Consider the following 26,455-nt stretch of genomic DNA (forward strand, 5'->3'; position numbering starts at 1 on the left):
CGACCCATGACCGGCAAAACCCAATCCACCTCGAAAATCGCCCGGGTCCTCTTCGGCTTGCTGGCCTACGTCAGCCTGGGCATCGGGTTGGTGGCGATTGTCATACCGGGTTTGCCCACCACCGAATTCATCCTGCTCGCCGCCTGGGCCGCCACCAAAAGCTCACCGCGCCTCAGCGCCTGGCTGGAAAACCACCGGCTGTTCGGGCCGATCCTGTTCAACTGGCGCAATGGCAAGATCATCGCCCGCCGCGCCAAAGTCAGCGCCACCGTGAGCATGCTGCTGTGTGCTGGCCTGATGCTCGTGATGCTCGACCACGGCTGGCCGATCTACCTGGCAATCGCCGGAATGAGCCTGGGCAACTTGTGGATCTGGTCGCGTCCGGAACGGCTTGCAGCCCCCGTATAACGCTGCCTGTAGGATTTCCCCTACCACTCATCGCCTTCCCCTCATGAAACATCACGTTACGCCGATGTTCCGGACATAGCGCCGAATGGACTTGGCTCGCCCTGCTTGCATTTCAACAAGCCCATTCGCGAGTGAACCTATGTTCGACACCCTCTCTATCCGCTTGAAAATCGTGCTGCTGTCCGGCCTATGCCTCTTGGGGGTTATCGCGCTGATTGTCGGCATCAACCTGTATGAAGCCGACCAGAACAACCGCCTGGTCAGCGACTCAAGCTCGCGAATGCTCAACAGCAGTGTGCAGAACCTGTTGCAAGCCAAAGCCGGTGAACAAGCCGTGCAACTGCAAAAAACCTTCGGTGAAAGCCTGGTGGTGATCACCGCGCTGGCCGACCAGATCAAAAGCTTGCGCACCACAGCCGCCAAACGCGGGCTTGAGGCCAGCGCCCTGCGGGAAGAACTCAACCAGAGCCTCAAGACCGCCTTCGAGCGCAACAGCAAGGTGCTCGGCATCTGGCTGTCGTTCGAACCCAACGGTCTGGATGGCAAAGACAGTGAGTTCATCGACGACAAAGCCCGCGTTTCCAACGAAAAGGGCCGATTTTCCAGCTACTGGAGCCGTGCCGGTGGTGAAGGTTTGAACACCATCATGGTCGAAGACGACCTGACCAAGACCACGCCCAACCTCAGCGGTACGCCCTACAACATCTGGTACACCTGCCCACGAGATACCCGTAACGTTTGTCTGTTGGACCCGTACGCCGATGAAGTGGCCGGCAAACAGATGCTGATGACCACGCTCTCGTTACCATTGATCGTCGACGGTAAAGTCATCGGCGTGGTGGGTATCGACCTGGCGCTGACGGCCTTGCAGGCGGCCACGGATACAGCGCAAAAAGATCTGTTCAACGGTGCCGGGTATCTGGAAATTCTCTCCAGTACCGGTTTGATTGCAGCCTTCAGCGGCCAACCGGACAAGGTCGGCAAAAATCTGATCGATACCATCGGCGCCGAGGGCAAGGAGATCGTGCAACTGCTGGCCAGTGATACGCGCATGATCCGCGAAGAGGACGACACCATTCGCGCCGTCTACCCGGTCAAGCCAATCGCCGACGCCAAGACCTGGGGCGTGGTGATCAAGCTGCCCAAACAAGTCATGCTCGGCGACGTGGTGAAACTGCAAGGCATACTCGACAAGGCTCAGGATGCGTCCACCGTCAAAGCCTTGCTGGTCGGCGGCGCTGCAGCGTTGCTCGGTTTGCTGCTGATCTGGCTGACCGCCACCGGCGTCACCCGTCCGATCAACAACGTAGCCGCCATGCTCAAGGACATCGCCAGCGGCGAGGGCGACCTGACCCAGCGCCTGGCCTACGCCAAGAAAGATGAGCTGGGCGAGCTGGCGAACTGGTTCAACCGTTTCCTCGACAAGCTGCAGCCGACTATCGCGCAGATCAAGCAGAGCATCACCGAAGCCCGTGGCACCGCAGACCAGTCATCCGCGATTGCCCGCCAGACCAGCGAAGGCATGCAAGTGCAGTTCCGCGAAATCGACCAGGTGGCCACCGCCTCCAACGAAATGAGCGCCACCGCCCATGACGTGGCCAACAGCGCCTCCAATGCCGCCAGTGCGGCACGCGGGGCGGATCAGTCGGCGCGTGAGGGCATGTCGATCATCGAGCAGAGCACCCGCGACATCACCACCCTCGCCGAAGAAGTCAGCAAGGCGGTGACAGAAGTCGAAGCCCTGGCGGTAAACAGCGAGCAGATCGGTTCAGTACTGGAAGTGATCCGCAGCATTGCCGAACAAACCAACCTGCTGGCGCTCAACGCCGCCATCGAAGCCGCCCGCGCGGGGGAAAGCGGGCGTGGTTTTGCGGTGGTGGCCGACGAAGTACGCAACCTGGCCAAGCGCACCCAAGACTCGGTAGAGGAAATCCGCCTGGTGATCGAACGCATCCAGAGCGGCACCCGCGGTGTGGTGGAGACCATGCACTCCAGCCAGCACCAGGCCCAGAGCAATGCCGGGCAGATCCATCAAGCGGTACAGGCGTTGAGCAAGATCAGCGATGCGGTGACGGTGATCAGCGACATGAACCTGCAAATCGCCAGCGCCGCCGAAGAGCAGAGTGCCGTGGCCGAAGAGGTCAATCGCAACGTCTCGGCGATCCGAACCGTCACCGAGACCCTCACCGGCCAGGCTACCGAGTCGGCGGCCATCAGCAGCCAACTGAATGCGTTGGCCAGCCAGCAGATGAAGTTGATGGATCAGTTCAAGGTCTGACTCGGTTCCGCAACCACTGAGATAGATGTGGGAGCCGGGCTTGCCCGCGATGCATGCAACTCGGTGTACCTAAAGAACCGAGTCGATGCTATCGCAGGCAAGCCAGCTCCCACATAGAGCAGGTCGGCGGTGGTTTAGAGACCGGTCCAAGCGCTGACGAACTGCGTCAGATCTTCTTTAGCTGCGGTACGCGGCGGGTTCTGCGGCGTACCCAGGTAAAGGAAGCCAATCACTTCCTCATCCGCCGTCAGCCCCAGGCCCTTGGCGACGTGGGCCGAATAAGACAATTCGCCCGTGCGCCACACCGCGCCGATTCCCTGTGCATAAGCCGCCAGTAGAATGCCGTGGGCGGCGCAGGCGGCGGCCAGCAATTGCTCGGATTTCGGCACCTTGAAGTGTTCCTGCAGACGAGCAATCACCACCACGACCAACGGGGCACGCAGCGGGCCATTCAGGGCTTTGTCGATGACGGCTTGCGGTGCGGCGGCATCCTGCAGGCGTGCGGCTTCGGCCAACAACACACCCATTTGCTCACGGGCGGCACCTTCCACGGTAAGGAACCGCCAAGGGCGTAACTGGCCGTGGTCCGGCGCACGCATGGCGGCGGCGAACAGCACGTCGCGCTGCTCCTGGGTCGGTGCCGGCTCCAGCAAACGCGGCACGGAAACACGATTGAGCAAAGCGTCGAGAGCCTGCATTGGCCACCTCCAGAAATAAATGTGCGGCCATTCTAGCGGGAATGAATCGGGTTCCACCAAACGATAATTGCTCTTATTCAATCCGCCCTGCCCTGTTAGACTTTGCGGCCTAAATTTAAGCCCTCGTTCAGGAAATTCGATGTTCCGTTCGTTTATTCGCCTGTCCGCTGCACTGATGGCCTTGAGCCTGACAGCCTGCGACGACGCCCCACGCTTCACCAAGGCTGAGCCAGGTGAAGCGCGGGCCGGCGGCGCAACGACGGTGAACAAGCGCGACCAGAACGCGTTTTCCCTGCCCTCGGCCAACCTGGCGCCGAGCCGGCGCCTGGATTTCAGCGTCGGCAACAGCTTCTTTCGCAGCCCTTGGGTGATCGCCCCGTCCACCACCACCGCCCGTGATGGCTTGGGCCCGCTGTTCAACACCAACGCCTGCCAGAACTGCCATATCAAGGACGGTCGCGGTCACCCGCCGCTGCCCGATGCGCCCAACGCGGTGTCGATGCTGGTGCGCCTGTCGATCCCGGCGACACCGGTCGATGCCAAGCTTATCGAGCAGGTCGGCGTGGTGCCCGAGCCGGTCTACGGCGGGCAATTGCAAGACATGGCCGTGCCGGGCGTGGCCCCTGAAGGCAAGGTGCGGGTGGATTACACGCCAGTAAACGTGGTTTTCAAGGACGGCACGGTGGTTGAGCTACGCAAGCCAATCCTGCAAATCACCCAGCTCGGCTACGGGCCGATGCATCCGGATACACTTTTTTCCGCGCGGATTGCGCCGCCGATGATCGGCCTGGGCCTGCTCGAAGCCATCAGCGACGCCGACATACTGCGCAACACCGACGCAAAAACCGCCGACAAAGAAGCCCTCATCGGTCGCGCCAACTGGGTCTGGGATGATGCCCGGCACACCACCGTCCTCGGGCGTTTTGGCTGGAAAGCCGGGCAACCCAATCTCAATCAACAAAATGTTCACGCGTTTTCTGGTGACATGGGCCTCACCACGTCCCTGAGACCCTTTGATGATTGCACGGATGCCCAAGTGGCCTGCAAACAGGCCCCCAACGGCGATGGCCCCGATGGTGAGCCGGAAGTCAGCGATAACATCCTGCGCCTGGTGCTGTTCTACACCCGCAACCTCGCGGTGCCCGCACGCCGTGGCGTCAACACGCCACAGGTGCTGGCCGGCAAGAATCTGTTCTATCAGGCCGGTTGCCAGGGCTGCCACAAGCCGACGTTCACCACGACCGCCTCGGCGTCCGAACCCGAGTTGGCCAACCAAGTGATTCGTCCCTACAGCGACCTGCTGTTGCACGACATGGGCGAAGGTCTGGCCGACCACCGCAGCGAATTCAAGGCCGGTGGCCGCGACTGGCGCACGCCGCCGTTGTGGGGCATTGGCCTGACGCAGACCGTGAGTGGCCACACCCAGTTCTTGCATGATGGTCGCGCCCGCAATCTGCTCGAAGCCGTGCTGTGGCATGGCGGAGAAGCACAGGCGGCGCAGCAGCATGTGTTGTCCTTCAATGCCGAGCAGCGCGCCGCGTTGCTGGCGTTCCTGAATTCTTTATAAGCTTCGCCCCAATTACAGAAGGGAGCTCTACATGTTCCGTCCCAAGTTGTTGTTCACCAGCCTGGCCGCCCTCGCCCTCGGCGCCTGCTCGCCGCAAGACCCGCAAGCGGTGACCTCGGCAGCCATTGCCAAGCAGGTCATTCTGCCCACCTACAGCCGCTGGGTTGAAGCCGACCGCCAACTGGCCGTCAGCGCCCTCGCCTATTGCCAGGGCAAGGAAAGCCTGGACACCGCCCGTGCCGACTTCCTCCATGCACAAAAAGCCTGGGCCGAGTTGCAACCGCTGCTGATCGGCCCGCTGGCCGAAGGCAACCGTTCGTGGCAAGTACAGTTCTGGCCGGACAAGAAGAACCTGGTGGGTCGCCAGGTCGAGCAACTGGTCAGCGCCCAGCCGCAGATCGATGGCGCCGCCCTGGCCAAGTCCAGTGTCGTGGTCCAGGGCCTGTCGGCCTACGAATACATCCTCTACGACGCCAAGACCGACGTCGCCGATGAAGCGCAAAAGGCCCGCTACTGTCCACTGCTGGTGGCCATCGGCGAGCGCCAGAAAACCCTGGCCGAAGAGATCCTGGCCAGCTGGAACAGCACCGACGGCATGCTCGCGCAGATGACCAAGTTCCCCAACCAGCGCTACGCCGACTCCCACGAAGCCATTGCCGACCTGCTGCGCGTCCAGGTCACCGCACTGGACACCCTGAAGAAGAAACTCGGCACGCCGATGGGCCGCCAGACCAAAGGCATCCCGCAGCCGTTCCAGGCCGATGCATGGCGCAGCCAGTCGTCCCTGCAGAGCCTGGAAGCCAGCCTCGCCGCCGCGCAAACCGTATGGGTGGGTGTGGACAACAAAGGCTTGCGCAGCCTGCTGCCGTCGGATCAAAAGCCGCTGGCCGACAAGATCGACGCCGCCTATTCCGCCGCCCTGAAACTGTTCGCCAGCAACCAGCGTACGCTCAATGAGCTGTTGGCCGACGACGCCGGGCGCCAGCAGCTCAACGACCTCTATGACAGCCTCAACGTGGTCCACCGCCTGCATGAAGGCGAGTTGGCCAAGGCGCTGGGTATCCAACTGGGCTTCAACGCCAACGACGGTGACTGATGATGCTCAGGCGACAGGCTTTGGCGGTTGGCAGCGTGTTGCTCAGTGCGCTCACACTGGGTGGCTGGACATTGTTCAAACAGAAGGACAAAGGCCCGCTGCTGCTCTCGGCGCGGGATGATGCCGACGGCAGGCACTACGCCGTGGGTTTTCGCCTGGATGGCAAGCAAGTGTTTGCCACTCAGGTCGGTCAACGTTGCCACGACATCATCAACCACCCGACACTGCCGATTGCGCTGTTCGTGGCCCGTCGCCCGGGCACCGAGAGTTACCTGATCGATTTGCGCGACGGCGGGTTGCTGCAGACCATCACCTCGAACGCCAATCGCCACTTCTATGGCCACGCGGTGATTCACAAAAGCGGCGATTGGCTGTACGCCACCGAGAACGACACATCCGACCCCGGCCGAGGCTTGCTCGGCGTGTACAAGTTCGAGGGTGAGCGGCTGGTGCACAACGGTGAGATCGCCACCCATGGCATTGGCCCGCACCAAGTGTCGTGGATGCCCGACGGCGAAACCCTGGTGGTGGCCAACGGCGGCATCCGCACCGAGGCCGAAAGCCGTGTGGAGATGAACCTCAACGCCATGGAACCGAGCCTGGTGCTGATGCACCGCGATGGCACGCTGATCAGCAAGGAAACCCTCGGCCAGCAAATGAACAGCGTGCGCCACATGGGAATCGCCAGCGATGGCACCATTCTCACCGGGCAGCAATTCATGGGGCCGTCCCAGGAGCGCTCCGAGTTGCTGGCGATCAAGCGGCCAGGCCAACCGTTCGTGGCGTTCCCGGTGGCCGATGAGCAGTTGCAGGCCATGGGGCACTACACCGCCAGCGTCGCCGTGCACAGCGAACTGCGCCTGGTAGCACTGACCGCACCACGGGGTAATCGCTTTTTTATCTGGGACATGGACAGCGGTGCGCTGCGCCTGGATGGGCCGTTACCCGATTGTGCCGGCGTAGGTGCGGTGGCGGATGGTTTTGTCGTCACTTCTGGTCAAGGGCGTTGCCGGTTCTACGATTGCCGTCAGAAACAGTTGGTCGCCACACCGTTAGAGCTGCCGGCAGGGCTTTGGGATAACCATCTGCACCTGGTTTGAAGACAAAAAAAGGGCCTCGCTTCGCAAGGCCCTTCCCGGGGGTTTGAATCGTTTCAACTCTGCGGCCTCATCCTTTGAGACATCCCGAACATGAACAACAGCAGATCATGATCGGGCCTTGCCGTAACGTTCGCCTTGGCGACACGCGGCAGCAGGCATTGCCCGCTACCTTGCACCGCACTGAGCACTTGTGTGCGAGGTTGCTCCCACGCAGCCAGGGCCAGGGCTGCAATACCCAACGCACCGACCAGAAACAAACCTCGTGCTATTTCTAGCTTCATCTGGTTAAACCCTTGATAGCGCTGCCAAACGCCGTCTCGTAAAAGTAGCTGAGTTTTTTCCAGTCGGTATCGTTCCACGACGAGTGGCGGCGCAGTTGCAGCATGTCGTGGGAAGCGGCCCGATAAGCGGTCAGACGCTGGCGGCACTTTTCAAAGTCCAGCAGCGCGACTTCCACATTGGCCGACTCGCCTTCGCCCGTCACCCGCACAAAGATGTGCTTGATATACAGGCAACCGTGCTGCCAACGGCCCTTGTGCATACGCGCCAGGGTGCCGGCCAGCTCCTTGAGGACACGCTCATGGACGATCTCGCCGTACTGTTCACGGCCGCCAGCGGCATACCAGTTTTCGATCTCGTCGAAACCGTCCAGGGCTGCCGTCACCAACAGTGCCTTCCACTGATGCTCCGGGTCGCGACGTGCTTCGCAAAACACCAGGTCCGGTACGCGGACATCGAGTAAACGCAGGCCTTTGAGGGCATCACGCTCACGTAGCACGGTCGGACGGCCGAACGGGTGGAGCCAACTGCGGTAGATGTGCCCGGTCTGGCGTTTGCTGTAGAGCAACCGACCGTTGCTACTGATGACCCGCTGCACACCACTTTCACCGCCACGTCGGCGATTGGGTTCCTCGACCCACTCACCCTTCTGGCGCCAGAAATAATCAAACCGCTCCTCGGGAGCTACGTGACTACCTGCTACGCACTCAACTGCCATCCTGTTACCTCTTACGCAATACATACACTCGCCACATGGCGTAGAGCGGCATGAAATCCAGGGACTCCTGGATACGGAAACCGGCCTGCTCGAATTCTGCCTCGACAGTAGCAGCCGGTAACACAAACCGGTTTTGGTAACCTTCCTGCTCACCTCGTTCGCGACGCCGTGCTTCCGTACGCTTGCGCCTCCAGGCTTTGAAATTGCCATCGACCCAAAGCGAGAGGATCACGCTGTCACGCGTCACACGTTGAAACTCCTGCAATATCGCCAGCCTATGCTCCGCATCACCGATGTGGTGCATCAGCCGCATGCAGAAAATACTGTCGACTGAGTTGTCTGGCAAATCGATATCAAAGGCAGACGTCTGCAAAGGGCGTACCCGTTTCACCACATCCGCCGGTTGAGCGGTCGTGGCAACCTTCAACATCGACGCCGAATTGTCAGCTCCGATAATCACACGGTTGGGTTTTTCGGCCAGCAATGGCCAGAAACGTCCGGCGCCGCAGGGCAGGTCCAGGACCAACCCAGGCTCACCGGCCATGGCCAGCGCGCCGCGTGCCAATTGCTCGTCGCGTTTGTGGGACAACCGGCGAGCCAGATTGTCCTGATGCTTGAGCAAATATTCCTGCGCGTGCTGATCGTCGTACTTTTCGGAAAATTCGAGCTTGATAGGGGAAGGCATCGCAAGTCTCCAGTTGCTGATGCCTACAACCTTAAGCAGCAAACTGTGATCAACAGGTCAACCCATTGTGAAAAACTTGTCCTGTCCAACCCCATACATTTCAAGACTTTACAGACACAAACGATATCATCGGGCCATCTTCGCCGAAAAACACGGAAACTGCCGCAGCATAGCGGCAGGCGGGAGGGTCAAGGTTTGACCTGGCTCAACTCGACATGAAAGCGGCAACCATTGGGCTCCATGGTGCTCAGGCTGACGCTCCAGCCCTGGCTCTCGCAGATGCGTTGCACCAGCGACAAGCCCAGCCCCAGTCCCTCGCCGCGCTTTTCACTGCCACGCACAAAAGGCTCGAACATTGCCTCGCGCTTGTCCTCTGGAATGCCGACGCCGGAGTCTTCGACAATGAACCCGCTCGGCTCCAGGGTGAGGCGGATAAACCCTTGTTCGGTGTAATGCAGAGCGTTGCGCAACAGGTTGCCCATCACTGCATGCAAGAACGTGGTGTTGTAGCGGGTAGCCAAGGGGTTGCCCGGCAGGTAAATCAACTCCAGGCCTTTTTGCTCGATGGGTTCGCGCCAGATACCGAGCAAGTCATCGGCCACCTGCGTGAGGTTGACCTGCGGCGACATGGCCGCATCATCATGCTTGGCGCGGGCCAGCATCAGGAAGGTTTGCACCAGTTCACGCATTTCTTCACTGGCACGGGCAATACGCTCGACCTGGGCACGGCCGCGCTGATCAATGGCCGGGTTCTCCAGCAACAGTTCGCAAGAACTGGCCAGCACCATCAGGGGGGTGCGCAATTCATGGCTCACGTCGCTGGTAAACAATTGCTCACGGGACAACGCCTGACGCAAGCGACCGAGTGTGGCATCGAAAGCCACGGCCAGCTCGCCCACTTCATCGGCCGCATAATCCGGGGCCAATGGCGGCGCGAGGCCAAGCAACTGGTCACGATGACGAACCTGGCGGGCCAGACGCACCACCGGAGCCATCACCTTGCGCGCCAGGACCCAACCGAGGAACACCGCCAGCGCCAGGCTGAGTACGAACCCTACCAGCACCACGGCAAACAACACGCGCTCACGCTCTTCAAAATCGCTCTGGTCTTGCAACAGCACATAACGCCGGCCGTCGACCACTTCGACCATGGCGTGATACGACAGCGACTCGCGGAACACCTCATGAAAGCCCGGGTCCAGGTGCCGCAAATCCTTGGGCAGTTCGAAATCGCCGCGCCCGCCGCTGAAATAGAACAGCTGGTCCGGCTCCGGCCGGTGGCTCCAGTCTTCGACACTGTCCATCAACAGCAGCCGTTGCAGATCGCCGCCCAGGCCCGCCGAGATCAACTTCTCTTCCACTAGGTGCACGGTCGCAACAATGCCCATGGCGAAAGCCCCTGCCACCAACGCGCTCATCAAGGCAAAGGCGATGATGATCCGCTGGGCAAGGCTTTGCTTAAACTCCATCACGGCCCTCGGCCAGGCGATAACCCACACCGTGCACCGTTTGCAGCAATGGCTTGGAGAAAGGTTTATCGATCACTTGGCGCAACTGGTGAACGTGGCTGCGCAGGCTGTCGCTGTCCGGACAGTCATCGCCCCACAGCGCTTCTTCGAGAATTTCCCGGCGCAACACATGCGGGCTTTTCTGCATCAGCACCGCCAACAGTTTCAGGCCGACCGGGTTGAGCTTGAGCAGGCGCCCTTCGCGGGTGACTTCCAGGGTATCCAGGTCGTAGTGCAAATCGCCCACCTGCAGGGCGCGACGGCCACCGCCCTGGGCACGGCGCAGCACGGCTTCAATGCGTGCTGCCAATTCGGACAAGGCAAACGGCTTGAGCAGGTAATCATCGGCGCCGGACTTGAAGCCCTGCAGCCGGTCATCCAATTGATCGCGAGCGGTGAGCATAATCACCGGTGTGTCACGGCGTGCGTCTTCGCGCAGGCGCTTGCACAAGGTGTAGCCATCGATGCCAGGCAGCATGATGTCGAGCACGATCAGGTCGTAATGCTCGGTCGCCGCCAGGTGCAAGCCCGACAAACCATCCTGCGCGCAGTCAACGGTATAGCCCTTGAGCCCCAGGTAGTCCGCCAGGTTGGCCAGAATATCGCGGTTGTCTTCAACCAATAAAATTCGCATGGGCAATGTCTCCGTACTGTCGTGCCAGCCTTGTTGGCTCGCGCAGCTTAAGGCCAAGTGGGGCGCAGGGATAGACCTGAGCGGCTCATCGATTAATGATTTCAACCAGCTTTATGATCTAATGAGTTTTTCACTATAGCTTCACGCACTGACGACAACGCAGAGCCGAAGATCATCACCCATCGATATAAGGATTACTCTGGACATGGGGTTTCTCAAAACAGCGCCTATGCGCTATCTGCTGCTCGTCACGGGCGCGTGGCTGGTTATTTTCCTGCTCACCCGCAGCGTCCTGCTGCTGACGCACCTTAACGAAGTCGATGGCAACCTGCTGCCGGTGTTTGGCGTGGGTTTGCTGTACGACTTGGGCTTCCTGACCTATGCAGCCTTGCCGCTGGGCCTGTATTTGCTGCTGTGCCCACCGGGTTTGTGGCGCCGCCGCGGCCATCGCTGGTTCCTGCAAGGGGTGCTGACGGTCAGCCTGTTCGCCATGCTGTTTACCTCGGTGGCCGAATGGCTGTTCTGGGACGAGTTTGGTGTGCGCTTCAACTTTATCGCCGTGGATTACCTGGTGTATTCCGACGAGGTGTTGAACAACGTGCTGGAGTCTTACCCGATCGGCAAGCTGCTCAGCCTGTTGGCGATGCTGGCCGTGGTACTGAGCGTGGCGCTGCGCAAACCGTTCAACGCCGCGTTGAATGCCCCGTTGCCGCCAATGCGCGGCCGCTTGCTGAGTGCCTTGAGCCTGTTGATCGTCGCCGGCCTCAGCTTGCAACTGATCAGCCAGGACAGCCCGCGCACCCAAGGTGGCAATGCCTACAAGAACGAACTGGCCAGTAATGGCCCTTATCAGTTCTTCGCAGCGTTCCGGAACAACGAGCTGGACTACACGCAGTTCTACACAAGCCTGCCCACCGAGGTCGTTACCAAACAGTTGCGTGCGGAACTGAGCGAGCCCAACGCGCGGTTTGTCGGCAAAGACCCGCTGGATATCCGCCGTGCCATCGATAACCCCGGCACCTTGCGCAAACCCAATATCGTACTGGTGACCATCGAAAGCTTCAGCGCCAAATACATGGGCAGCAACGGTGATGGGCGCAACCTCACGCCTAACCTCGATGCGCTGCGCCAACAAAGCCTGTACTTCAATAACTTCTACGCCACCGGCACACGTACCGACCGTGGCCTGGAAGCTATCACCCTGGCCATTCCACCGACGCCTGGGCGCTCGATCGTCAAGCGCATCGGCCGGGAAAGCGGCTTTGCCAGCCTGGGCCAACAGCTCAGTGCCATTGGCTACGACAGCGTGTTTGTCTACGGCGGGCGCGGTTACTTCGACAATATGAACGCCTTCTTCAGCGGCAACGGTTATCGAGTCGTGGACCAGAGCAGCGTGCCCGAATCGGAAATCTCGTTCAAAAACGCCTGGGGCATGGCCGACGAAGATCTCTACCGCCAGACGCTGAAACTGGCCGATGCCGACTACGCCAAACAGCAGCCGTTTTTGCTGCAATTGATGACCACGTCCAACCATCGCCCTTACACCTACCCGGACGGGCGGATAGATATCAAATCCGGCAAGGGCCGCGACGGTGCCGTCAAATACACCGACCACGCCATCGGCCAGTTCCTCGAAGCCGCACGCCAGAAGCCATGGTTCGATAACACGATCTTCGTGTTCGTCGCCGACCACACGGCGGGCAGTGCGGGCAAGGAAGACCTGCCGATCACCAATTACCAGATCCCGCTGTTTATCTACGCACCGAAGCTGATCGAGGCACGGGAAACCGCGCAACTGGCCAGCCAGATCGACTTGGCGCCGACCCTGTTGGGCCTGCTCAACCTGAGCTACGAGTCGACCTTCTTCGGTCGCAACCTGCTACAGGACAACTCGCTGCCACCGCGCGTGGTGGTCGGTAACTACCAGCACCTGGGGTTGTTTGACGGCAAGGACCTGGCAATCCTCAGCCCGCGCCAAGGCTTGCGTCGTCACGATCAAGCCCTGGGTGAGAGCCAGGAGTTGCGCGTCGGCAGCGATGACCCGTTGATCCAGCGGGCCATCACCTACTATCAAGCCGCCAGCTACGGTTACACCCAGCAGCTGTTGAGCTGGAAAGCGCCCAAGGACGCAACACCGGCCCACTGATAAATCCTGCTGCGCCCTTGCCTCCCCCCAGGCAAGGGCGTAACACTTGCGGCCTTGCTCCGGCGACGGCCCCATTTCATGTCCGACACCCTCCTGCTGATTGAAGACGACCGCCCACTGGCTGCACTGACGGCCGAGTTCCTGCGCGCCGAAGGTTTTACCGTCGCGGTGGAGCACCGTGGCGATCGAGCCGCCCAGCGCATTCTCGACGAACAGCCGGCCCTGTTGATCCTGGACGTGATGTTGCCGGGTATAGACGGTTTCACTCTGTGCCGACAAATTCGCAGCCAGTACCCCGGGCTGATTCTGATGATGACCGCACTGGATGAAAACGCCGAACAATTGACCGGCTTCAATGTCGGTGCGGACGACTATGTGGTCAAACCCGTCGACCCACTGCTGTTGCTGGCGCGTATTCGCTCGCTGCTGCGCCGCCACCCGCAAGCACCCCGCGCCACTTACCAATGGGGCAGTTTCCGCTTGGACCTGAACAGCCATTTCGCTTGGCTCAAAGACACCCCTTTGCAGTTTTCGGTGGCCGAGTTCGAATTGCTGGCGATTTTCGCCCGCCATTGCGGCGTGTTGCTGACCCGGGAAAAACTGCTCCAGAGCCTACGCGGCCTGGAGTACGACGGGCTCAACCGCTCCATAGATATGCGCGTGTCGCGCCTGCGTAAAAAACTGATGAACCTGGCCTGCCCGGTGACCATCCAGACCATCACGGCCCAAGGCTATCTGTTTGTCGAAATCCCACAGGGCGGCCAAGATGCTGTCTAAAGTGCGTCCTTGGATGGCCGTCGTGGCGGGCACAGCTTGGGCGACCTTGACGTGTTATCTATTGTGGCTGTGCGCCAACGCCTCGGTGTTTGTCGGTGAAGACAGTTTTTTGCGCTTGATGGCAGGGCCAGGCTATCTGGTGGCCGAGCAGCTCAAAGCCTTGCCGGCCGACCAACGTGAAGCGCGCATGGACACCCTGCGTGCACATTTCCAGTACCCCGTGGCGCTGGTCACGCTGGATGAGGTCGAGCTGCCGCCAGAAGCCTTGGTCATGCTGGAACATCAACAGCCGGCGCTCAATAGCGACGAAGACATCACCTACTTCCCGTTGGACGACGACACCGTGATCCAATTCGGCCCCATGTGGGGCACGGCTGAGGTCGATGACCTGCTGAAGTTTCCCATTTACTGGATAACGGCAGGCGTCGCCGGCCTGCCGGTGCTATTGCTGCTCTGGGTCGGCTTACGCGCGCACCACCGGCGCACCATCGAACTGAGCCGGCTCAATGCCTGCCTGGGCACGCTGGCGCACACGCCCAATGTGATGTTGCCCGCCATGGGCAAGGAATGGGCGCCACTGCTGCAGACGCTGCAACAACATGCCCAGGACATCAGCGCCATGGGCGAACGCCACCGCGAAGTCTCCCAGGCCGTGTCCCATGAACTGCGCACGCCCCTGGCGCGCATGCGCTTTGCCTTGACCCTGCTGGGCAAAAGTGAAGACCCGCCCACGCGTACCCGACTTCAGGAGCGCTTGCTGACCGACGTCGAAGAACTGGAAGCCTTGGTGCGTGCCAGCCTGGCTTTCGCGCGAATGGCCGGTTCTCCGTCAGACCTGCACCACGAGCCCATCCGCATCCGCGAGTGGCTGCATCAGGAATTTGCTTTGCTGGATGGACATCAACGCCGCCTGAGCCTGGAGACCGACCCACCGGAGCTGGAACTGATCGGCGACCGTGCACTGCTGCACCTGATTGTGCGCAACCTGTTGAGCAACGCCATCACCTACGCCCGCGACCAGGTGTGTGTCAGCGCGGCCTACCACGACCAACACCACCTGATCCTGCATGTCGATGATGACGGCCCAGGGATCGTGGCGGAGAACCGCGAAAAAATCTTCGAACCCTTCGTACGGCTGGCCATGGGCGGCGATGCGCCAGGCGGCTTCGGCCTTGGCCTGGCGCTGGCTAAACGGGCGACCCAGTGGCACCGCGGCGAACTCTCGGTGGCCCGCAGCCCGCTGGGTGGCGCACGCCTGAGCCTGATCCTGCCGCTGCGCCCACCTCTATAGCCCATCGCGTGTTACAGCCTGTGACAGCGAACAGTTCGCATCGCCCGTAACCTCGCCACCTGAATTCCAGGTTGGAGAGCCCGTTAATGCGTCCCCCGAAAAAACATCTGCCCAGGCTGATGGGGTCATTGTGCATTGCCGCCAACGCATTGCTGGCCAGCGATGCCTGGGCTTTTAACCAGGCGGCGCCCTATCACGCCGGCTCGATCAAGCCCAACCACCTGTCCCAGGCAGTCATGGACCAGCAACTGACCCGGTTCTACAAGGAATGGAAGGCGCTTTACCTGTCCACCGAGTGTGGCAACGACCGCTATTTCATTAAGGTCAACGCCGACGGCAAACCGGTGGGCGGCGGCACGGCCCCGCACACCATTACCGTGTCCGAAGCCCACGGCTATGGCATGTTGCTCAGCGTGATGATGGCCGAGCAAGACCCGGACGCGCAGAAGATTTTTGACGGTATGGTGCGCTACTTCAAAGACCATCCGGCCAAATCCGACCCCGGGCTGATGGCCTGGAATCAGGTCGAAGGCTGCGGCAATTCCACGGGCAAGTTCCGTGGCAACGCCAGCGCCACTGACGGTGACCTGGATATCGCCTACGCCCTATTGCTGGCAGACCAGGCCTGGGGCAGCCAAGGTGCGATTGACTACCGCAGCCAAGCCAATCAAGTGCTGGCGGCGATCATGCACCATGAGGTACACCCGCGAACCCATCATCTGCTGCTGGGTGACTGGGCAGGCACCGACGGCGATTCCGAACTCGAATATGCCACCCGCAGCTCGGACTTCATGCAGTCGCACCTCAACAGTTTTTTTGCGATGACAGGGGATAAACGCTGGTTGGCCGTTCGCGACAAGACCTACTCGATCATCAACACGTTCACTGAGCGTTACAGCGCGGGCAGCGCCCTGCTGCCCGACTTTGTCAGCCATCTGGATACGTCGATTACGCCGGCCCGCGCCGACCTGTTGGAGGGTAAAAACGATGGCGATTACGCCTGGAATGCGGCGCGCTATCCGTGGCGCGTCGGCCTGGACTACCTGATGTATGGCGACGCACGCGCACTGGACACCTTGACCACCTTCAACCAGTGGGCACGCGCCACCACGGGCGATCAGCCAGACCGGTTCAACAACGGCTATCGGGTCGACGGCAGCACGTTCGACGAAGACCAGAATGATCCGGCGTTTATCTCCGCCTTGGGGGTCAGCGCCATGATCAGCCCCGGCAATCAACCCTGGCTCAATAACATCTGGGACAATTTGCAACACCGCCCGCTCAAGGCCCATGACTACTACGCCAATACACTCAAGTTGCTGGGCATGGTGGTCATGTCCGGCCACTGGGAGCGGCCCAGGCCTGCACCCACCAAAAGGACCGCGCACCTGCCTGTTCATCAGCCACTCGACCAAGCTGTATCGCAACCCTTGGCACTTATGCCGAGTGCCCAACTGACCTTGGCACGCGGCTTCATGTTCAAGAAGCTGTTACGGCGCCGCTCAATCGGCTGAGCCATGAACACCCCCATAAAAAAACCCCGCCTGCATCACTGCAGGCGGGGTTTTTCAGGTGCAGGGTAAGGCTGGCTTACATCATGCCGCCCATGCCACCCATGCCGCCCATGTCTGGCATACCGCCGCCAGCTGCGCCTTCAGCCTTCGGCTTGTCGGCAATCGCAACTTCGGTGGTCAACAGCAGACCAGCGATCGAAGCGGCTGCTTGCAACGCCGAACGGGTCACTTTGGTTGGGTCCAGGATGCCCATTTCAACCATGTCGCCGTATTCGCTGGTTGCAGCGTTGTAACCGTAGTTACCTTTGCCGTTCTTCACTTCGTTGACCACAACACTTGGCTCGTCGCCAGAGTTGGAAGCGATCTGACGCAGTGGGGATTCAACGGCGCGACGCAGTACAGCAATACCGACGTTCTGATCAGCATTGTCGCCTTTCAGATCAACCAGAGCTTCCAGAGCACGGATCAGCGCAACGCCACCGCCAGGTACCACGCCTTCTTCAACGGCTGCACGGGTAGCGTGCAGGGCGTCTTCAACGCGGGCTTTCTTCTCTTTCATTTCGACTTCGGAGCCAGCGCCAACCTTGATCACTGCAACACCGCCGGACAGCTTGGCCAGACGCTCTTGCAGTTTTTCACGGTCGTAGTCCGAGGAAGTTTCGGCAACCTGGGCGCGGATCTGAGTGATACGAGCCTGGATGTCCTGCTCAACGCCAGCACCGTCAACGATGATGGTGTTTTCTTTGGAGATGGTGACGCGCTTGGCGCTGCCCAGGTTTTCCAGGGTGGCGCTTTCCAGGCTCAGGCCGATCTCTTCGGAGATAACGGTACCGCCGGTCAGAACTGCGATGTCCTGCAGCATGGCTTTGCGACGGTCGCCGAAGCCTGGAGCCTTGACGGCTGCGACTTTAACGATGCCACGCATGTTGTTCACAACCAGCGTCGCCAGGGCTTCGCCTTCAACGTCTTCGGAAACGATCAGCAGTGGACGGCCGGCTTTGGCAACGGCTTCCAGCACTGGCAGCATTTCGCGGATGTTGGAGATCTTTTTGTCGACCAGCAGGATCAGCGGGCTGTCCAGCTCGGCAACCATGGTTTCTGGCTTGTTGACGAAGTACGGGGACAGGTAGCCACGGTCGAACTGCATGCCTTCTACAACCGACAGTTCGTTTTCCAGGCCAGTGCCTTCTTCAACGGTGATCACGCCTTCTTTACCGACTTTTTCCATGGCTTCGGCAATGATGTCGCCGATGGAGTTGTCGGAGTTGGCGGAGATGGTGCCTACCTGAGCGATAGCCTTGGTGTCAGCGCATGGCTTGGACAGGTTTTTCAGCTCTTTGACGATGGCGATGGTCGCCTTGTCGATGCCGCGTTTCAGGTCCATCGGGTTCATGCCGGCAGCGACGGCTTTCAGGCCTTCGTTGACAATCGACTGAGCCAGAACGGTCGCGGTGGTGGTGCCGTCGCCTGCGTCATCGTTGGCACGGGAGGCAACGTCTTTGACCAGCTGCGCGCCCATGTTTTCGAAACGGTCTTCCAGTTCGATTTCTTTGGCGACGGAAACGCCGTCCTTGGTGATGGTCGGAGCGCCGAAGCTCTTCTCGATGATCACGTTACGGCCTTTCGGGCCCAGGGTCGCTTTTACCGCGTCAGCCAGGACGTTGACACCAACGAGCATTTTCTTGCGGGCGGAATCGCCGAATTTAACTTCTTTAGCAGCCATGATCGATAATCCTTAAATACTTTGAAGTAACGGGAAAATGAGCGGGGAATTACGCTTCCAGTACGGCGAGAATCTCGTTCTCAGCCATGACCAGCAGGTCTTCGCCGTCGACTTTCACAGTGTTGCTGCCGGAGTAAGGGCCAAATACAACCTTGTCACCGACTTTAACGGCCAGCGCACGTACTTCACCGTTTTCCAGAGTCTTGCCTGGGCCTGCAGCGACGATCACACCGTGGTTGGCTTTTTCAGCAGCCGAACCTGGCAGAACGATACCGCCAGCGGTTTTCTTTTCTTCTTCGCTGCGACGGATTACGACGCGGTCGTGCAGAGGACGAAGCTTGCTCATTGTCGATCTCTCCTAATTGTGTTTTTCATCGGCCGGTGTCAGTACCGGCGGGTTGTATTCCGGCTGTGCCGGTCGCGGCTCGCCAAGCAAGACGCGGAAGTCTGTCTGGTGTCGCCACCAGAAACCTTGCGGTGACCGTTACATAAGGGCGCATATGCTTATTACAAGGGGCCGCAAAGGAAATTTTTTGTGTCTACGGCGGGGTATAAGCAACACGGCACCCGAAGGTGCCGTGCCAATAAAGCGGTTATTTGGAGTCGCGGTGTTCGAACTCGCCTTCGATCACATCACCCTCGCGCCCCAGGGGCTGGCGCGGAGCCGGACCGCCACGGGGTTGTAGGTCATCGGCGAAGGCTCGCTGGCGAATCGCAGCCTCTTCGGCGCGCTGGCGCATCTTGCCGGCCAGCAGTTTGCGAGTGAACGGCAGCAGCATGACCAGGCCGACCACATCGCTGATGAAACCCGGCAGGATCAACAGGCCACCGGCCAGGGCCATCATCAAGCCTTCGAGCATGGTCTGGGCCGGCAATTCGCCGCGATTCAGGCTTTCACGGGCACGCAGGGCCGTGGCCAGGCCAGCGACGCGCAGTACCAGAACGCCAAGCATCGAACCGGCGATAATCAGCAACAGTGCCGGGAAAAACCCGATCGCGCTGCTGACTTGAACGAATACGAACAGCTCCAACACCGGGAACAGAAGAAAGAGCAATAAAAAAGGGCGCATCAAATGGTTCCTCAACGCAAGAATGCCTTGCTAGTCCACCTTAGATGACGTCGCCATTTCGTGAATTCAAGCGTTGGCCGCGGCTTTTTTCGGCCACACCTCGGCGTGGGCCAGTGAAACCAAGGCTTCGCGCACTTGTGTCGGCGTGTTGCAAGACTCCGCAAACGGCAACCAATATAAGGATTGGCCTATACGCAGGTGCATGCCTTCGCTGTCGATACCGGCCAACTGTGCGGGCTCGGAGGTTGGCAAACCGGTTAGGTCGACGTAATGGGCGATAGCCTTGGTGTGATCGCTGTTCATGTGCTCGATCATACTGCGCTCAGCTTTGCCGGCGAATGGGTTGGCCAGGGTCAACTGGTCGACCCAGTGAATCGCGCCAAACCCGCCGATGTAACGGTGGCGCACCGGCTTGAGTACCCAGAAATCGAAATCATGGGCTTTGTGGTAGTTGGCGGAGTCGGGGAAGTAGCGGTAATAACGCTCAGCGGCTGCATCAATTGCCGCTTGATCGTCCAGTTTCTCGGCTTCGGCCAGATAGGTCAGGCGTCCGACTGCCTGCACATCATCAGCCTCACGCTCACCGACCAACAGCGAGCACTTCGGGTCTTTTTGCAGGTTATGGGTGTGCTGCGCAATGCGGCTGATCAGGATCAGCGGCCGGCCCTGGTCGTCCAGGCAATAAGGCACGACTGAACCGAAGGGAAAGCCAGGCATGGCTTTGGACAGTGTGGAGAGAGCCCCACGGTATTCCTTGAGCAACAGCTCTCGGGCGTTCTTGGCAACATGCGCGCTCAACGTATGACTCCTCGGGTATTCAGCCGCCCATAGCATATGGGAATGGATCTCAACACAAGGTAATCAATATCCGCGCAGGTTGCCAGAGCGCCTGGTGCAGGTTTTACCAGGCCACGCCAAACCCAGCGGTGTAGCGTGTCTTGCTCAAGCTGCTTTCCGAGTTGCCGCTGATGATGTCGCGCTCGGCCTTGAGGTTGAGCGATGCCCATTCGGTCACTTTGTAGCGTAAGCCCATTTCCGCATCCAGGGAGTATTCGGATGGCCCGGCCAGTGGTTTGCCGAGTTCACCGTTGGTGAAGAACTCAACGGTCTTGCCAACCAAGTAGCGGTTGTAGTTCCACTTCATGGCCAGGGAATAGAAGTTGTCCTTGCCACCGGATTCATATTCGTAATCGGTACGGTTGACCAGCGACCCGAGGGAGAACGCCCCCAGTTCATCATCCCAGAACTGGTAGCCCGGGCCGGTGCCCACGGTGCGCTGGCGGGACAGGTCTTCCACTTTGTCACGCTTGTAGGTCAGGCGACCCTGCCAGAACCAGTGTTCGGTGATGAAGCGGTCCAGGTCATATTCCAGCGCCCAGTTGTCAGTGGTGGTGACGTCATCCTGGAACTCGCGGTTGTACTCCCCCTTCGCTGTATGGCGCCATTGACCATGACGGGCGGTGGTCTTGAAGTCGATGTCGTAGTCGTTGGTGTCTTTGTCGGCACGTTTGTAGTCCAGTGCCAAATCGACGTTGCCCTTCCACACCAGGTCTTCGATGACTGGCTTGGGCTTGATGATCTGCTGGATACTCGCCAGTTCCACGGTCTTGGGCGCTTCGCCGTTGGCCAGGACGACCTTGCCGTCGTCCGCAGCTTTCAGCGATTTGGCTTTCTCGCCGGTGTAGGCATCCTGCTTGACCAGCAGCTCCTGATCGCTCTCCAGGGTTTTCACCTGCTTCCAATCCACCGGGATCGAGCCCGCGTAGTCCGTCTGGATCAGCAGCTTGCCGCCGTCGAAGACTTTGATCTTGCCGGTCAGGCGGTCACCGTTCTTCAACCACACGGTATCGGCGAGCAAAGGTGTAGAGGCGCTGAAAACAGCAAGGCACAGCAGGGTTCTGGACAACATAAGCAGGTTCGGGACTCGGGAGTTGGCGAAAAAGGGGCGTTATCGTGTTAGATAGCAACGACTGACTCAAGGATTTATATTGAGTTCAATTCTCATCGCCATGTTTACAGACGTTTCTTACAAATCCACGAAGATCTCAACGGATATGCCCACAGTGATTCCACCTGCCGATACACCGCAAAGCCCCGCCGAGATGCGCCGCACCGCGCTGTACCTGACGCTGGCGCAAGTTCCTGAAGGCTGCGTGGTGAGTTACGGAGAACTGGCGCACTTGGCTGGCCTGGGCCGGGCCGCGCGCTGGGTGGGGCGCACGTTGAGTCAGTTGCCTGAAGACACTCGGTTGCCCTGGCACCGTGTATTGGGTGCCGGCGGTCGGATAAGCCTGCCGGTGGGCAGTGCCTCAGGCGACGAACAACGTGCGCGTTTGCGCAGCGAAGGCGTCAGTATCCTGAACAATCGCGTTGATATTCAGCGTCATGGCTGGCGCCCGGTAGAGCACAGCGGTTAGAGTGCGCGCTTTGTTTCCGCAAATCTGAGGCAGACTCCAGCCCATGCCCCGTAAAACCTGGCGCGCCGCGCTCGCCGCCTATGCCAGCCCCTCGACGTTAGTGTTGTTGTTGCTCGGCTTCGCCGCCGGCTTGCCTTACATGTTGGTGTTCTCGACGCTTTCCGTATGGCTGCGCGAAGCCGGTGTGGCCCGCGAGACCATTGGCTATGCGAGCCTGATCGGCCTGGCCTACGCCTTTAAATGGGTCTGGTCGCCGCTGCTCGACCAATGGCGCCTGCCGCTCCTCGGCAAGCTGGGGCGTCGTCGCTCGTGGCTGGTGCTTGCGCAGTCGCTGGTGATCCTCGGGTTGATCGGCATGGGCTTCTGCGACCCGCAAAAACACTTGTCCTGGTTGATTGCCATCGCCGTGATCGTGGCCTTCGCCTCGGCCACCCAGGATATCGCCGTAGACGCCTACCGCCTGGAAATCGCCGACGACAGCCGCCAGGCCGCCCTGGCCGCCAGCTACATGTCCGGTTATCGCATCGCAGCCCTGCTGGCCACGGCCGGAGCACTGTTCTTTGCCGAAGGTTTCGGCTCGACCGGTTTCAACTATAAGCACTCGGCCTGGACCGGCACCTATGTGCTGTTCGGCGTGCTGATGATCCCGGCGTTGCTGACCACCTTGTTCATGCGTGAACCCGACGTGCCACTGCGTACCCAACTGCAGGCCGGCCGCTACACCTTCATGCACCAACTGGTCTCGGTGTTCGTGTTGATCGTGTTGCTGGTGTCGGTCCCGGCGATGTTCACCCAGTTGTACAACACCGATTTCGCCAGCGTGCTGTTCCACGGCGTTACGCTGTGGGAGCTATTGATGGAAGACCGCGCGTTCCTGCGCGCCATCCTGTACATCATTCTCACCACCCTGTGCCTGTCGACCATGGGCCGCCGTGGCCTGGCGCCGGTGCTGACGCCGGTCAACGACTTTATCCTGCGCTACCGCTGGCAGGCGCTGCTGCTGCTCGGGTTGATTGCGACCTACCGCATGTCCGACACGGTGATGGGCGTGATGGCCAACGTGTTCTATATCGACCAGGGTTTCACCAAGGACCAGATTGCCGGGGTCAGCAAGATCTTCGGCCTGATCATGACCTTGCTCGGCGCCGGCATGGGCGGCCTGCTGATCGTACGCTTCGGCATCCTGCCGATCCTGTTCATCGGCGGCGTCGCCTCGGCGGCGACCAACCTGCTGTTCGTGATGCTCGCCGACATGGGCCCGGACCTGCAGATGCTGATATTCACCATTTCCCTGGATAACTTCAGCTCGGGCCTGGCCACCTCCGCGTTCGTCGCCTACCTGTCGAGCCTGACCAACCTCAAGTTCTCGGCCACCCAATACGCACTGCTCAGCTCGATCATGCTGTTGCTGCCGCGCCTGATTGGCGGGTATTCCGGCGTGATGGTGGAGAAGTTCGGCTATCACAACTTCTTCCTGATCACCTGCCTGCTGGGCGTGCCGACGTTGTTCCTGATTGCGTTGCACTGGTTTCAGGAAAATCGACGGGCGCGATTGAGTCCTCCCGCCGAGGACTGACACACCTCGGTCAATGTGGGAGCTGGCTTGCCTGCGATAGCATCGCTGCGGTGTAACAGATACTCCGCGTCGTCGGCATCGCAGGCAAGCCAGCTCCCACACAAAACACCCCACGACCTCACGCCTGTACTCCGGCGACAACCGCCCGTACAATCCAGAGTCATTTCAAGTCCAAGCAACCGACAACGGCCTACCATGCGTACCAGTCAATATTTGCTCGCCACACAGAAAGAAACGCCTTCCGACGCGGTTGTGATCAGCCATCAGCTGATGCTGCGCGCCGGTATGATCCGCAAACTGGCCTCCGGCCTGTACACCTGGCTGCCCATGGGCTTGAAGGTGATGCGCAAGGTCGAAGCCATCGTTCGCGAAGAAATGAACGCCGCTGGCTCTCTGGAAGTGTTGATGCCGAGCACCCAACCGGCTGAGCTGTGGCAGGAATCCGGGCGCTGGGAAGAGTACGGCCCTGAATTGCTGCGCTTCAAGGATCGACATGGCCGCGACTTCTGCGCCGGCCCGACCCACGAAGAAGTGATCACCGACCTGATGCGCAACGAGCTGAGCAGCTACAAGCAGCTGCCGCTGAACCTGTATCAGATCCAGACCAAGTTCCGTGACGAGATCCGCCCACGCTTCGGTTTGATGCGCGGCCGTGAATTCATCATGAAGGACGCCTATTCGTTCCACGCCGACCAGGCTTCCCTGCAGGTCACCTATGACCGCATGCACCAGGCCTACTGCAACGTGTTCACGCGCCTGGGCCTGAAGTTCCGCCCGGTTGAAGCGGACAACGGTTCCATCGGTGGTGCTGGCTCTCACGAATTCCACGTGCTTGCCGAGTCCGGCGAAGACGATATCGTGTTCAGCAACGGTTCCGACTACGCGGCAAACATCGAGAAAGCCGAAGCCGTGCCACGGGAAACCTCCCGCCCAGCGCCGTCTGAAGAACTGCGCCTGGTAGACACCCCGGATACCAAGACCATCGCGGCCCTGGTGGAAAAATTCAATCTGCCGATTGAAAAGACCATCAAGACCCTGATCGTGCGCGCCGAAGAAGAAGGCAAGCTGATTGCGCTGGTGATCCGTGGCGACCACGAGCTCAACGAAATCAAGGCCGCCCAGCAACCTGGCGTGGCCAGCCCGCTGGTCATGGCCACCGATACCGAACTGCGCGACGCCATTGGCGCCGGTGCCGGCTCCCTTGGCCCGTTGAACCTGCCGCTGCCGATCATCATCGACCGCTCGGTCGAACTGATGAGCGACTTCGGTATCGGCGCGAACATCGACGACAAGCACTACTTCGGCGTGAACTGGGAGCGTGACCTGCCGGTTCCGACCGTGGCCGACCTGCGTAACGTGGTCGCTGGTGATCCAAGCCCGGACGGCAAAGGCACCCTGGAAATCAAGCGCGGCATCGAAGTCGGGCACATCTTCCAGCTGGGCAACAAGTACAGCAAGGCGATGAAGTGCGAAGTGCTGGGCGAGAACGGCAAGCCGATCACCCTGGACATGGGTTGCTACGGCATTGGCGTTTCCCGCGTGGTGGCCGCTGCCATCGAGCAGAACAACGACGAGAAAGGCATCATCTGGAGTGACGCCCTGGCGCCGTTCCAGGTAGCCCTGGTGCCGCTGCGCTATGAAACCGAGCAAGTACGCGAAGCCACTGACAAGCTGTACGCCGAACTGACTGCGGCTGGTTTCGAAGTGCTGCTGGATGATCGGGACAAGAAGACCAGCCCGGGCATCAAGTTCGCCGACATGGAGCTGATTGGCATCCCGCATCGGATCGTGGTCAGTGACCGTGGCCTGGCGGATGGCAATCTGGAATACAAGAGCCGGACCGAAGCCGAAGCCCAACCGTTACCGGTGGCTGACGTGCTGTCTTTCCTTCAGGCGCGTATTCGTCGCTGAAAACCAGATCAAGAGAAGTCATGTTCAAGCGAAACACCAGAGCCCTGGGGGGCGCCGCCTTGTGCGGCGCCCTGCTGGTCAGCGGCTGCGCCAACCAGATGTCGCAACGCAGTGAGCACGAGGAACGGATCGAGCGTAAGTTGCTCGATCACAGCCTGCAGATCGATGTAGGCGATCCCAAAGTGCTGGAGCTGCCGCAACGCCGGGTGCGAATTCACGAGCAAAAGACCTTTGAGGTCACCGAGTTCGAAGTTACCCGTCGTTACGACCGCTACACGCCCTACCAACCCTGGCGCAAAGTCTACGAGATGCCTTTGGGCGCCGTGGCACTGGTGGCGGGTGCAGGGGCCAACGTGGCGAATATCTTCGCCCTCGGCAACTTGCCCACCAGCATGACCCGCGACTGGCTGAGCTACGGCGTGGACGGCATCAACCCGTTCATGAACGTGCAATCCCATGGCCGTGCGCAACAGAACCTGGCGGGTATCGATGAAGTCCAGCGCGACAAGCACTTGGAGTATTCGAGCCTGCCCTGGAGCGAACGCCCGGTACAAGTCACCGCTGGCAAGCAAACCCATGATCTGACCACCGACCGTGATGGCGTCTTGCGCCTGAACCTGTTGGACAGCCCATTTGCCGAGCAGGATCTGAACCGCGTCACCACCTTGAAGATCAGCGTTGAAGATGGCCAGGACGATGTGCATTCGGACTCGACCCTGGCGATCAGCAACACCCTGCGCAGCAAGTTGCTCGAAGCCCATGACCTGATCTACGACGACCTGGAAGACGATGAAGTCAACCAATGGGTGCACCGGGTCAAGCGTCTGTCGGAGCTGGGTCTGGAAGAGGAAGCCAGTGAACTGGAACAAAGCCTGATCGAACTGACCCGCAATGATCCTGAGTTGCAGCAGGAATTCCTGCAGGCACTGACCAAGGATGCGGGGCGGTTGGTGGCGGATCCTGGGGCGCGCTGATATTTTTAGACCGCTGAAAATCTAAATGTGGGAGCTGGCTTGCCTGCGATAGCGGTGAGCCAGCTTGCATACACAGTGGCTGCCC

General features: G+C 60.1%; 24 protein-coding genes and 1 pseudogene. 14 read left to right on the plus strand and 11 right to left on the minus strand.

The genetic code is table 11. The features are described from left to right. Window positions 1–6: 6 nt before the first annotated feature. The 3 genes and pseudogenes from AC07V4_RS18400 (at window position 7) to AC07V4_RS18410 (ending at window position 2,686) form a co-directional block, all read left to right on the plus strand. Window positions 7–408 (plus strand): YbaN family protein, encoded by a 402-nt coding sequence (locus AC07V4_RS18400; RefSeq protein ID WP_492637951.1) that lies wholly within the window; start codon window positions 7–9, stop codon window positions 406–408. A gap of 280 nt (window positions 409–688) precedes the next feature. Further along, window positions 689–1,828, plus strand: a pseudogene (locus AC07V4_RS18405) (methyl-accepting chemotaxis protein); the annotation flags it as partial. A gap of 102 nt (window positions 1,829–1,930) precedes the next feature. Next, window positions 1,931–2,686 carry a methyl-accepting chemotaxis protein gene (locus tag AC07V4_RS18410; protein ID WP_492637952.1) on the plus strand — a complete coding sequence of 252 codons (756 nt, stop codon included), beginning with the start codon at window positions 1,931–1,933 and terminating at the stop codon, window positions 2,684–2,686. 134 nt (window positions 2,687–2,820) lie between these two features. Here AC07V4_RS18410 and AC07V4_RS18415 read toward each other — a convergent pair whose 3' ends face one another. Next, a complete protein-coding gene (locus AC07V4_RS18415) occupies window positions 2,821–3,384 on the minus strand; it encodes a nitroreductase family protein (RefSeq protein ID WP_431750533.1) in 564 nt (187 codons plus the stop codon). A 139-nt stretch (window positions 3,385–3,523) separates the two neighbouring features. Here AC07V4_RS18415 and AC07V4_RS18420 point away from each other — a divergent pair, with 139 nt between their 5' ends. From AC07V4_RS18420 to AC07V4_RS18430, 3 genes are read left to right on the plus strand one after another with little or no spacing between them, the layout of a single operon-like run. Continuing rightward, on the plus strand, window positions 3,524–4,951 hold the full coding sequence (locus AC07V4_RS18420; RefSeq protein WP_492637934.1) for a di-heme oxidoreductase family protein: 1,428 nt from the start codon (window positions 3,524–3,526) through the stop codon (window positions 4,949–4,951). 31 nt (window positions 4,952–4,982) lie between these two features. After that, entirely contained in the window at window positions 4,983–6,047 is a 1,065-nt protein-coding gene (locus AC07V4_RS18425) for an imelysin family protein (RefSeq protein WP_492637935.1), read from the plus strand. A 2-nt stretch (window positions 6,048–6,049) separates the two neighbouring features. After that, a complete protein-coding gene (locus AC07V4_RS18430; RefSeq protein ID WP_492637953.1) occupies window positions 6,050–7,147 on the plus strand; it encodes a DUF1513 domain-containing protein in 1,098 nt (365 codons plus the stop codon). A gap of 53 nt (window positions 7,148–7,200) precedes the next feature. Here the strand turns inward: AC07V4_RS18430 and AC07V4_RS18435 are convergent, their stop codons facing one another. The 5 genes from AC07V4_RS18435 to colR form a co-directional block, all read right to left on the minus strand. Beyond that, window positions 7,201–7,428 (minus strand): hypothetical protein, encoded by a 228-nt coding sequence (locus AC07V4_RS18435; protein ID WP_431749745.1) that lies wholly within the window; start codon window positions 7,426–7,428, stop codon window positions 7,201–7,203. After that, window positions 7,425–8,144, minus strand: a complete 720-nt coding sequence (locus AC07V4_RS18440) for a lipopolysaccharide kinase InaA family protein (protein ID WP_492637936.1) — start codon at window positions 8,142–8,144, stop codon at window positions 7,425–7,427. Before AC07V4_RS18440 ends, AC07V4_RS18435 begins: the two co-directional genes overlap by 4 nt. Window positions 8,145–8,148: 4 nt before the next feature. Further along, window positions 8,149–8,829 carry a class I SAM-dependent methyltransferase gene (locus AC07V4_RS18445; protein WP_492637954.1) on the minus strand — a complete coding sequence of 227 codons (681 nt, stop codon included), beginning with the start codon at window positions 8,827–8,829 and terminating at the stop codon, window positions 8,149–8,151. Between the two features lie 188 nt (window positions 8,830–9,017). After that, window positions 9,018–10,298, minus strand: coding sequence for a sensor histidine kinase (locus AC07V4_RS18450; RefSeq protein ID WP_431749748.1), 1,281 nt, complete (start codon window positions 10,296–10,298; stop codon window positions 9,018–9,020). Next, window positions 10,288–10,971: a two-component system response regulator ColR gene (gene colR, locus AC07V4_RS18455; protein ID WP_431749749.1), complete on the minus strand. Its 684-nt coding sequence runs from the start codon at window positions 10,969–10,971 to the stop codon at window positions 10,288–10,290. Before colR ends, AC07V4_RS18450 begins: the two co-directional genes overlap by 11 nt. Before the next feature lie 205 nt (window positions 10,972–11,176). On the opposite strand from colR, the gene AC07V4_RS18460 reads away from it, so the two are divergent. From AC07V4_RS18460 to AC07V4_RS18475, 4 genes are all read left to right on the plus strand, one after another. Then, a complete protein-coding gene (locus tag AC07V4_RS18460) occupies window positions 11,177–13,117 on the plus strand; it encodes an LTA synthase family protein (protein ID WP_492637937.1) in 1,941 nt (646 codons plus the stop codon). A gap of 78 nt (window positions 13,118–13,195) precedes the next feature. Continuing rightward, window positions 13,196–13,894 carry a response regulator gene (locus AC07V4_RS18465; protein WP_431749751.1) on the plus strand — a complete coding sequence of 233 codons (699 nt, stop codon included), beginning with the start codon at window positions 13,196–13,198 and terminating at the stop codon, window positions 13,892–13,894. Further along, the gene (locus AC07V4_RS18470) at window positions 13,884–15,185 is read left to right on the plus strand and encodes a sensor histidine kinase (protein ID WP_492637938.1); all 1,302 of its coding nucleotides are present in this window, start codon (window positions 13,884–13,886) and stop codon (window positions 15,183–15,185) included. The genes AC07V4_RS18465 and AC07V4_RS18470 overlap by 11 nt, the downstream gene beginning before the upstream one ends. Before the next feature lie 86 nt (window positions 15,186–15,271). Next, window positions 15,272–16,699, plus strand: coding sequence for a family 8 glycosyl hydrolase (locus tag AC07V4_RS18475; protein WP_492637939.1), 1,428 nt, complete (start codon window positions 15,272–15,274; stop codon window positions 16,697–16,699). A 76-nt stretch (window positions 16,700–16,775) separates the two neighbouring features. Here AC07V4_RS18475 and groL read toward each other — a convergent pair whose 3' ends face one another. The 5 genes from groL to AC07V4_RS18500 form a co-directional block, all read right to left on the minus strand. Beyond that, entirely contained in the window at window positions 16,776–18,422 is a 1,647-nt protein-coding gene (gene groL, locus AC07V4_RS18480) for a chaperonin GroEL (protein ID WP_492637940.1), read from the minus strand. Window positions 18,423–18,471: 49 nt separating this feature from the next. Next, a complete protein-coding gene (locus tag AC07V4_RS18485; RefSeq protein WP_016975516.1) occupies window positions 18,472–18,768 on the minus strand; it encodes a co-chaperone GroES in 297 nt (98 codons plus the stop codon). A 247-nt stretch (window positions 18,769–19,015) separates the two neighbouring features. Then, window positions 19,016–19,492 (minus strand): FxsA family protein, encoded by a 477-nt coding sequence (locus AC07V4_RS18490; RefSeq protein WP_053257817.1) that lies wholly within the window; start codon window positions 19,490–19,492, stop codon window positions 19,016–19,018. A gap of 66 nt (window positions 19,493–19,558) precedes the next feature. Then, window positions 19,559–20,290, minus strand: coding sequence for a HugZ family pyridoxamine 5'-phosphate oxidase (locus AC07V4_RS18495; protein ID WP_431749755.1), 732 nt, complete (start codon window positions 20,288–20,290; stop codon window positions 19,559–19,561). Between the two features lie 103 nt (window positions 20,291–20,393). Continuing rightward, window positions 20,394–21,401 (minus strand): DUF481 domain-containing protein, encoded by a 1,008-nt coding sequence (locus AC07V4_RS18500; RefSeq protein ID WP_492637941.1) that lies wholly within the window; start codon window positions 21,399–21,401, stop codon window positions 20,394–20,396. A 145-nt stretch (window positions 21,402–21,546) separates the two neighbouring features. On the opposite strand from AC07V4_RS18500, the gene AC07V4_RS18505 reads away from it, so the two are divergent. The 4 genes from AC07V4_RS18505 (at window position 21,547) to AC07V4_RS18520 (ending at window position 26,370) form a co-directional block, all read left to right on the plus strand. Further along, window positions 21,547–21,909, plus strand: a complete 363-nt coding sequence (locus AC07V4_RS18505; protein WP_431749757.1) for an MGMT family protein — start codon at window positions 21,547–21,549, stop codon at window positions 21,907–21,909. 43 nt (window positions 21,910–21,952) lie between these two features. Next, complete coding sequence (locus tag AC07V4_RS18510; RefSeq protein WP_492637942.1) at window positions 21,953–23,485, plus strand: AmpG family muropeptide MFS transporter; 1,533 nt, start codon at window positions 21,953–21,955, stop codon at window positions 23,483–23,485. A gap of 195 nt (window positions 23,486–23,680) precedes the next feature. Next, window positions 23,681–25,396: a proline--tRNA ligase gene (locus AC07V4_RS18515; RefSeq protein ID WP_492637943.1), complete on the plus strand. Its 1,716-nt coding sequence runs from the start codon at window positions 23,681–23,683 to the stop codon at window positions 25,394–25,396. A 20-nt stretch (window positions 25,397–25,416) separates the two neighbouring features. Further along, window positions 25,417–26,370 carry a hypothetical protein gene (locus AC07V4_RS18520; protein WP_492637944.1) on the plus strand — a complete coding sequence of 318 codons (954 nt, stop codon included), beginning with the start codon at window positions 25,417–25,419 and terminating at the stop codon, window positions 26,368–26,370. The last annotated feature ends 85 nt before the right edge of the window (window positions 26,371–26,455 follow it).

Source organism: Pseudomonas sp. GW821-FHT03A09 (genome assembly GCF_059421065.1).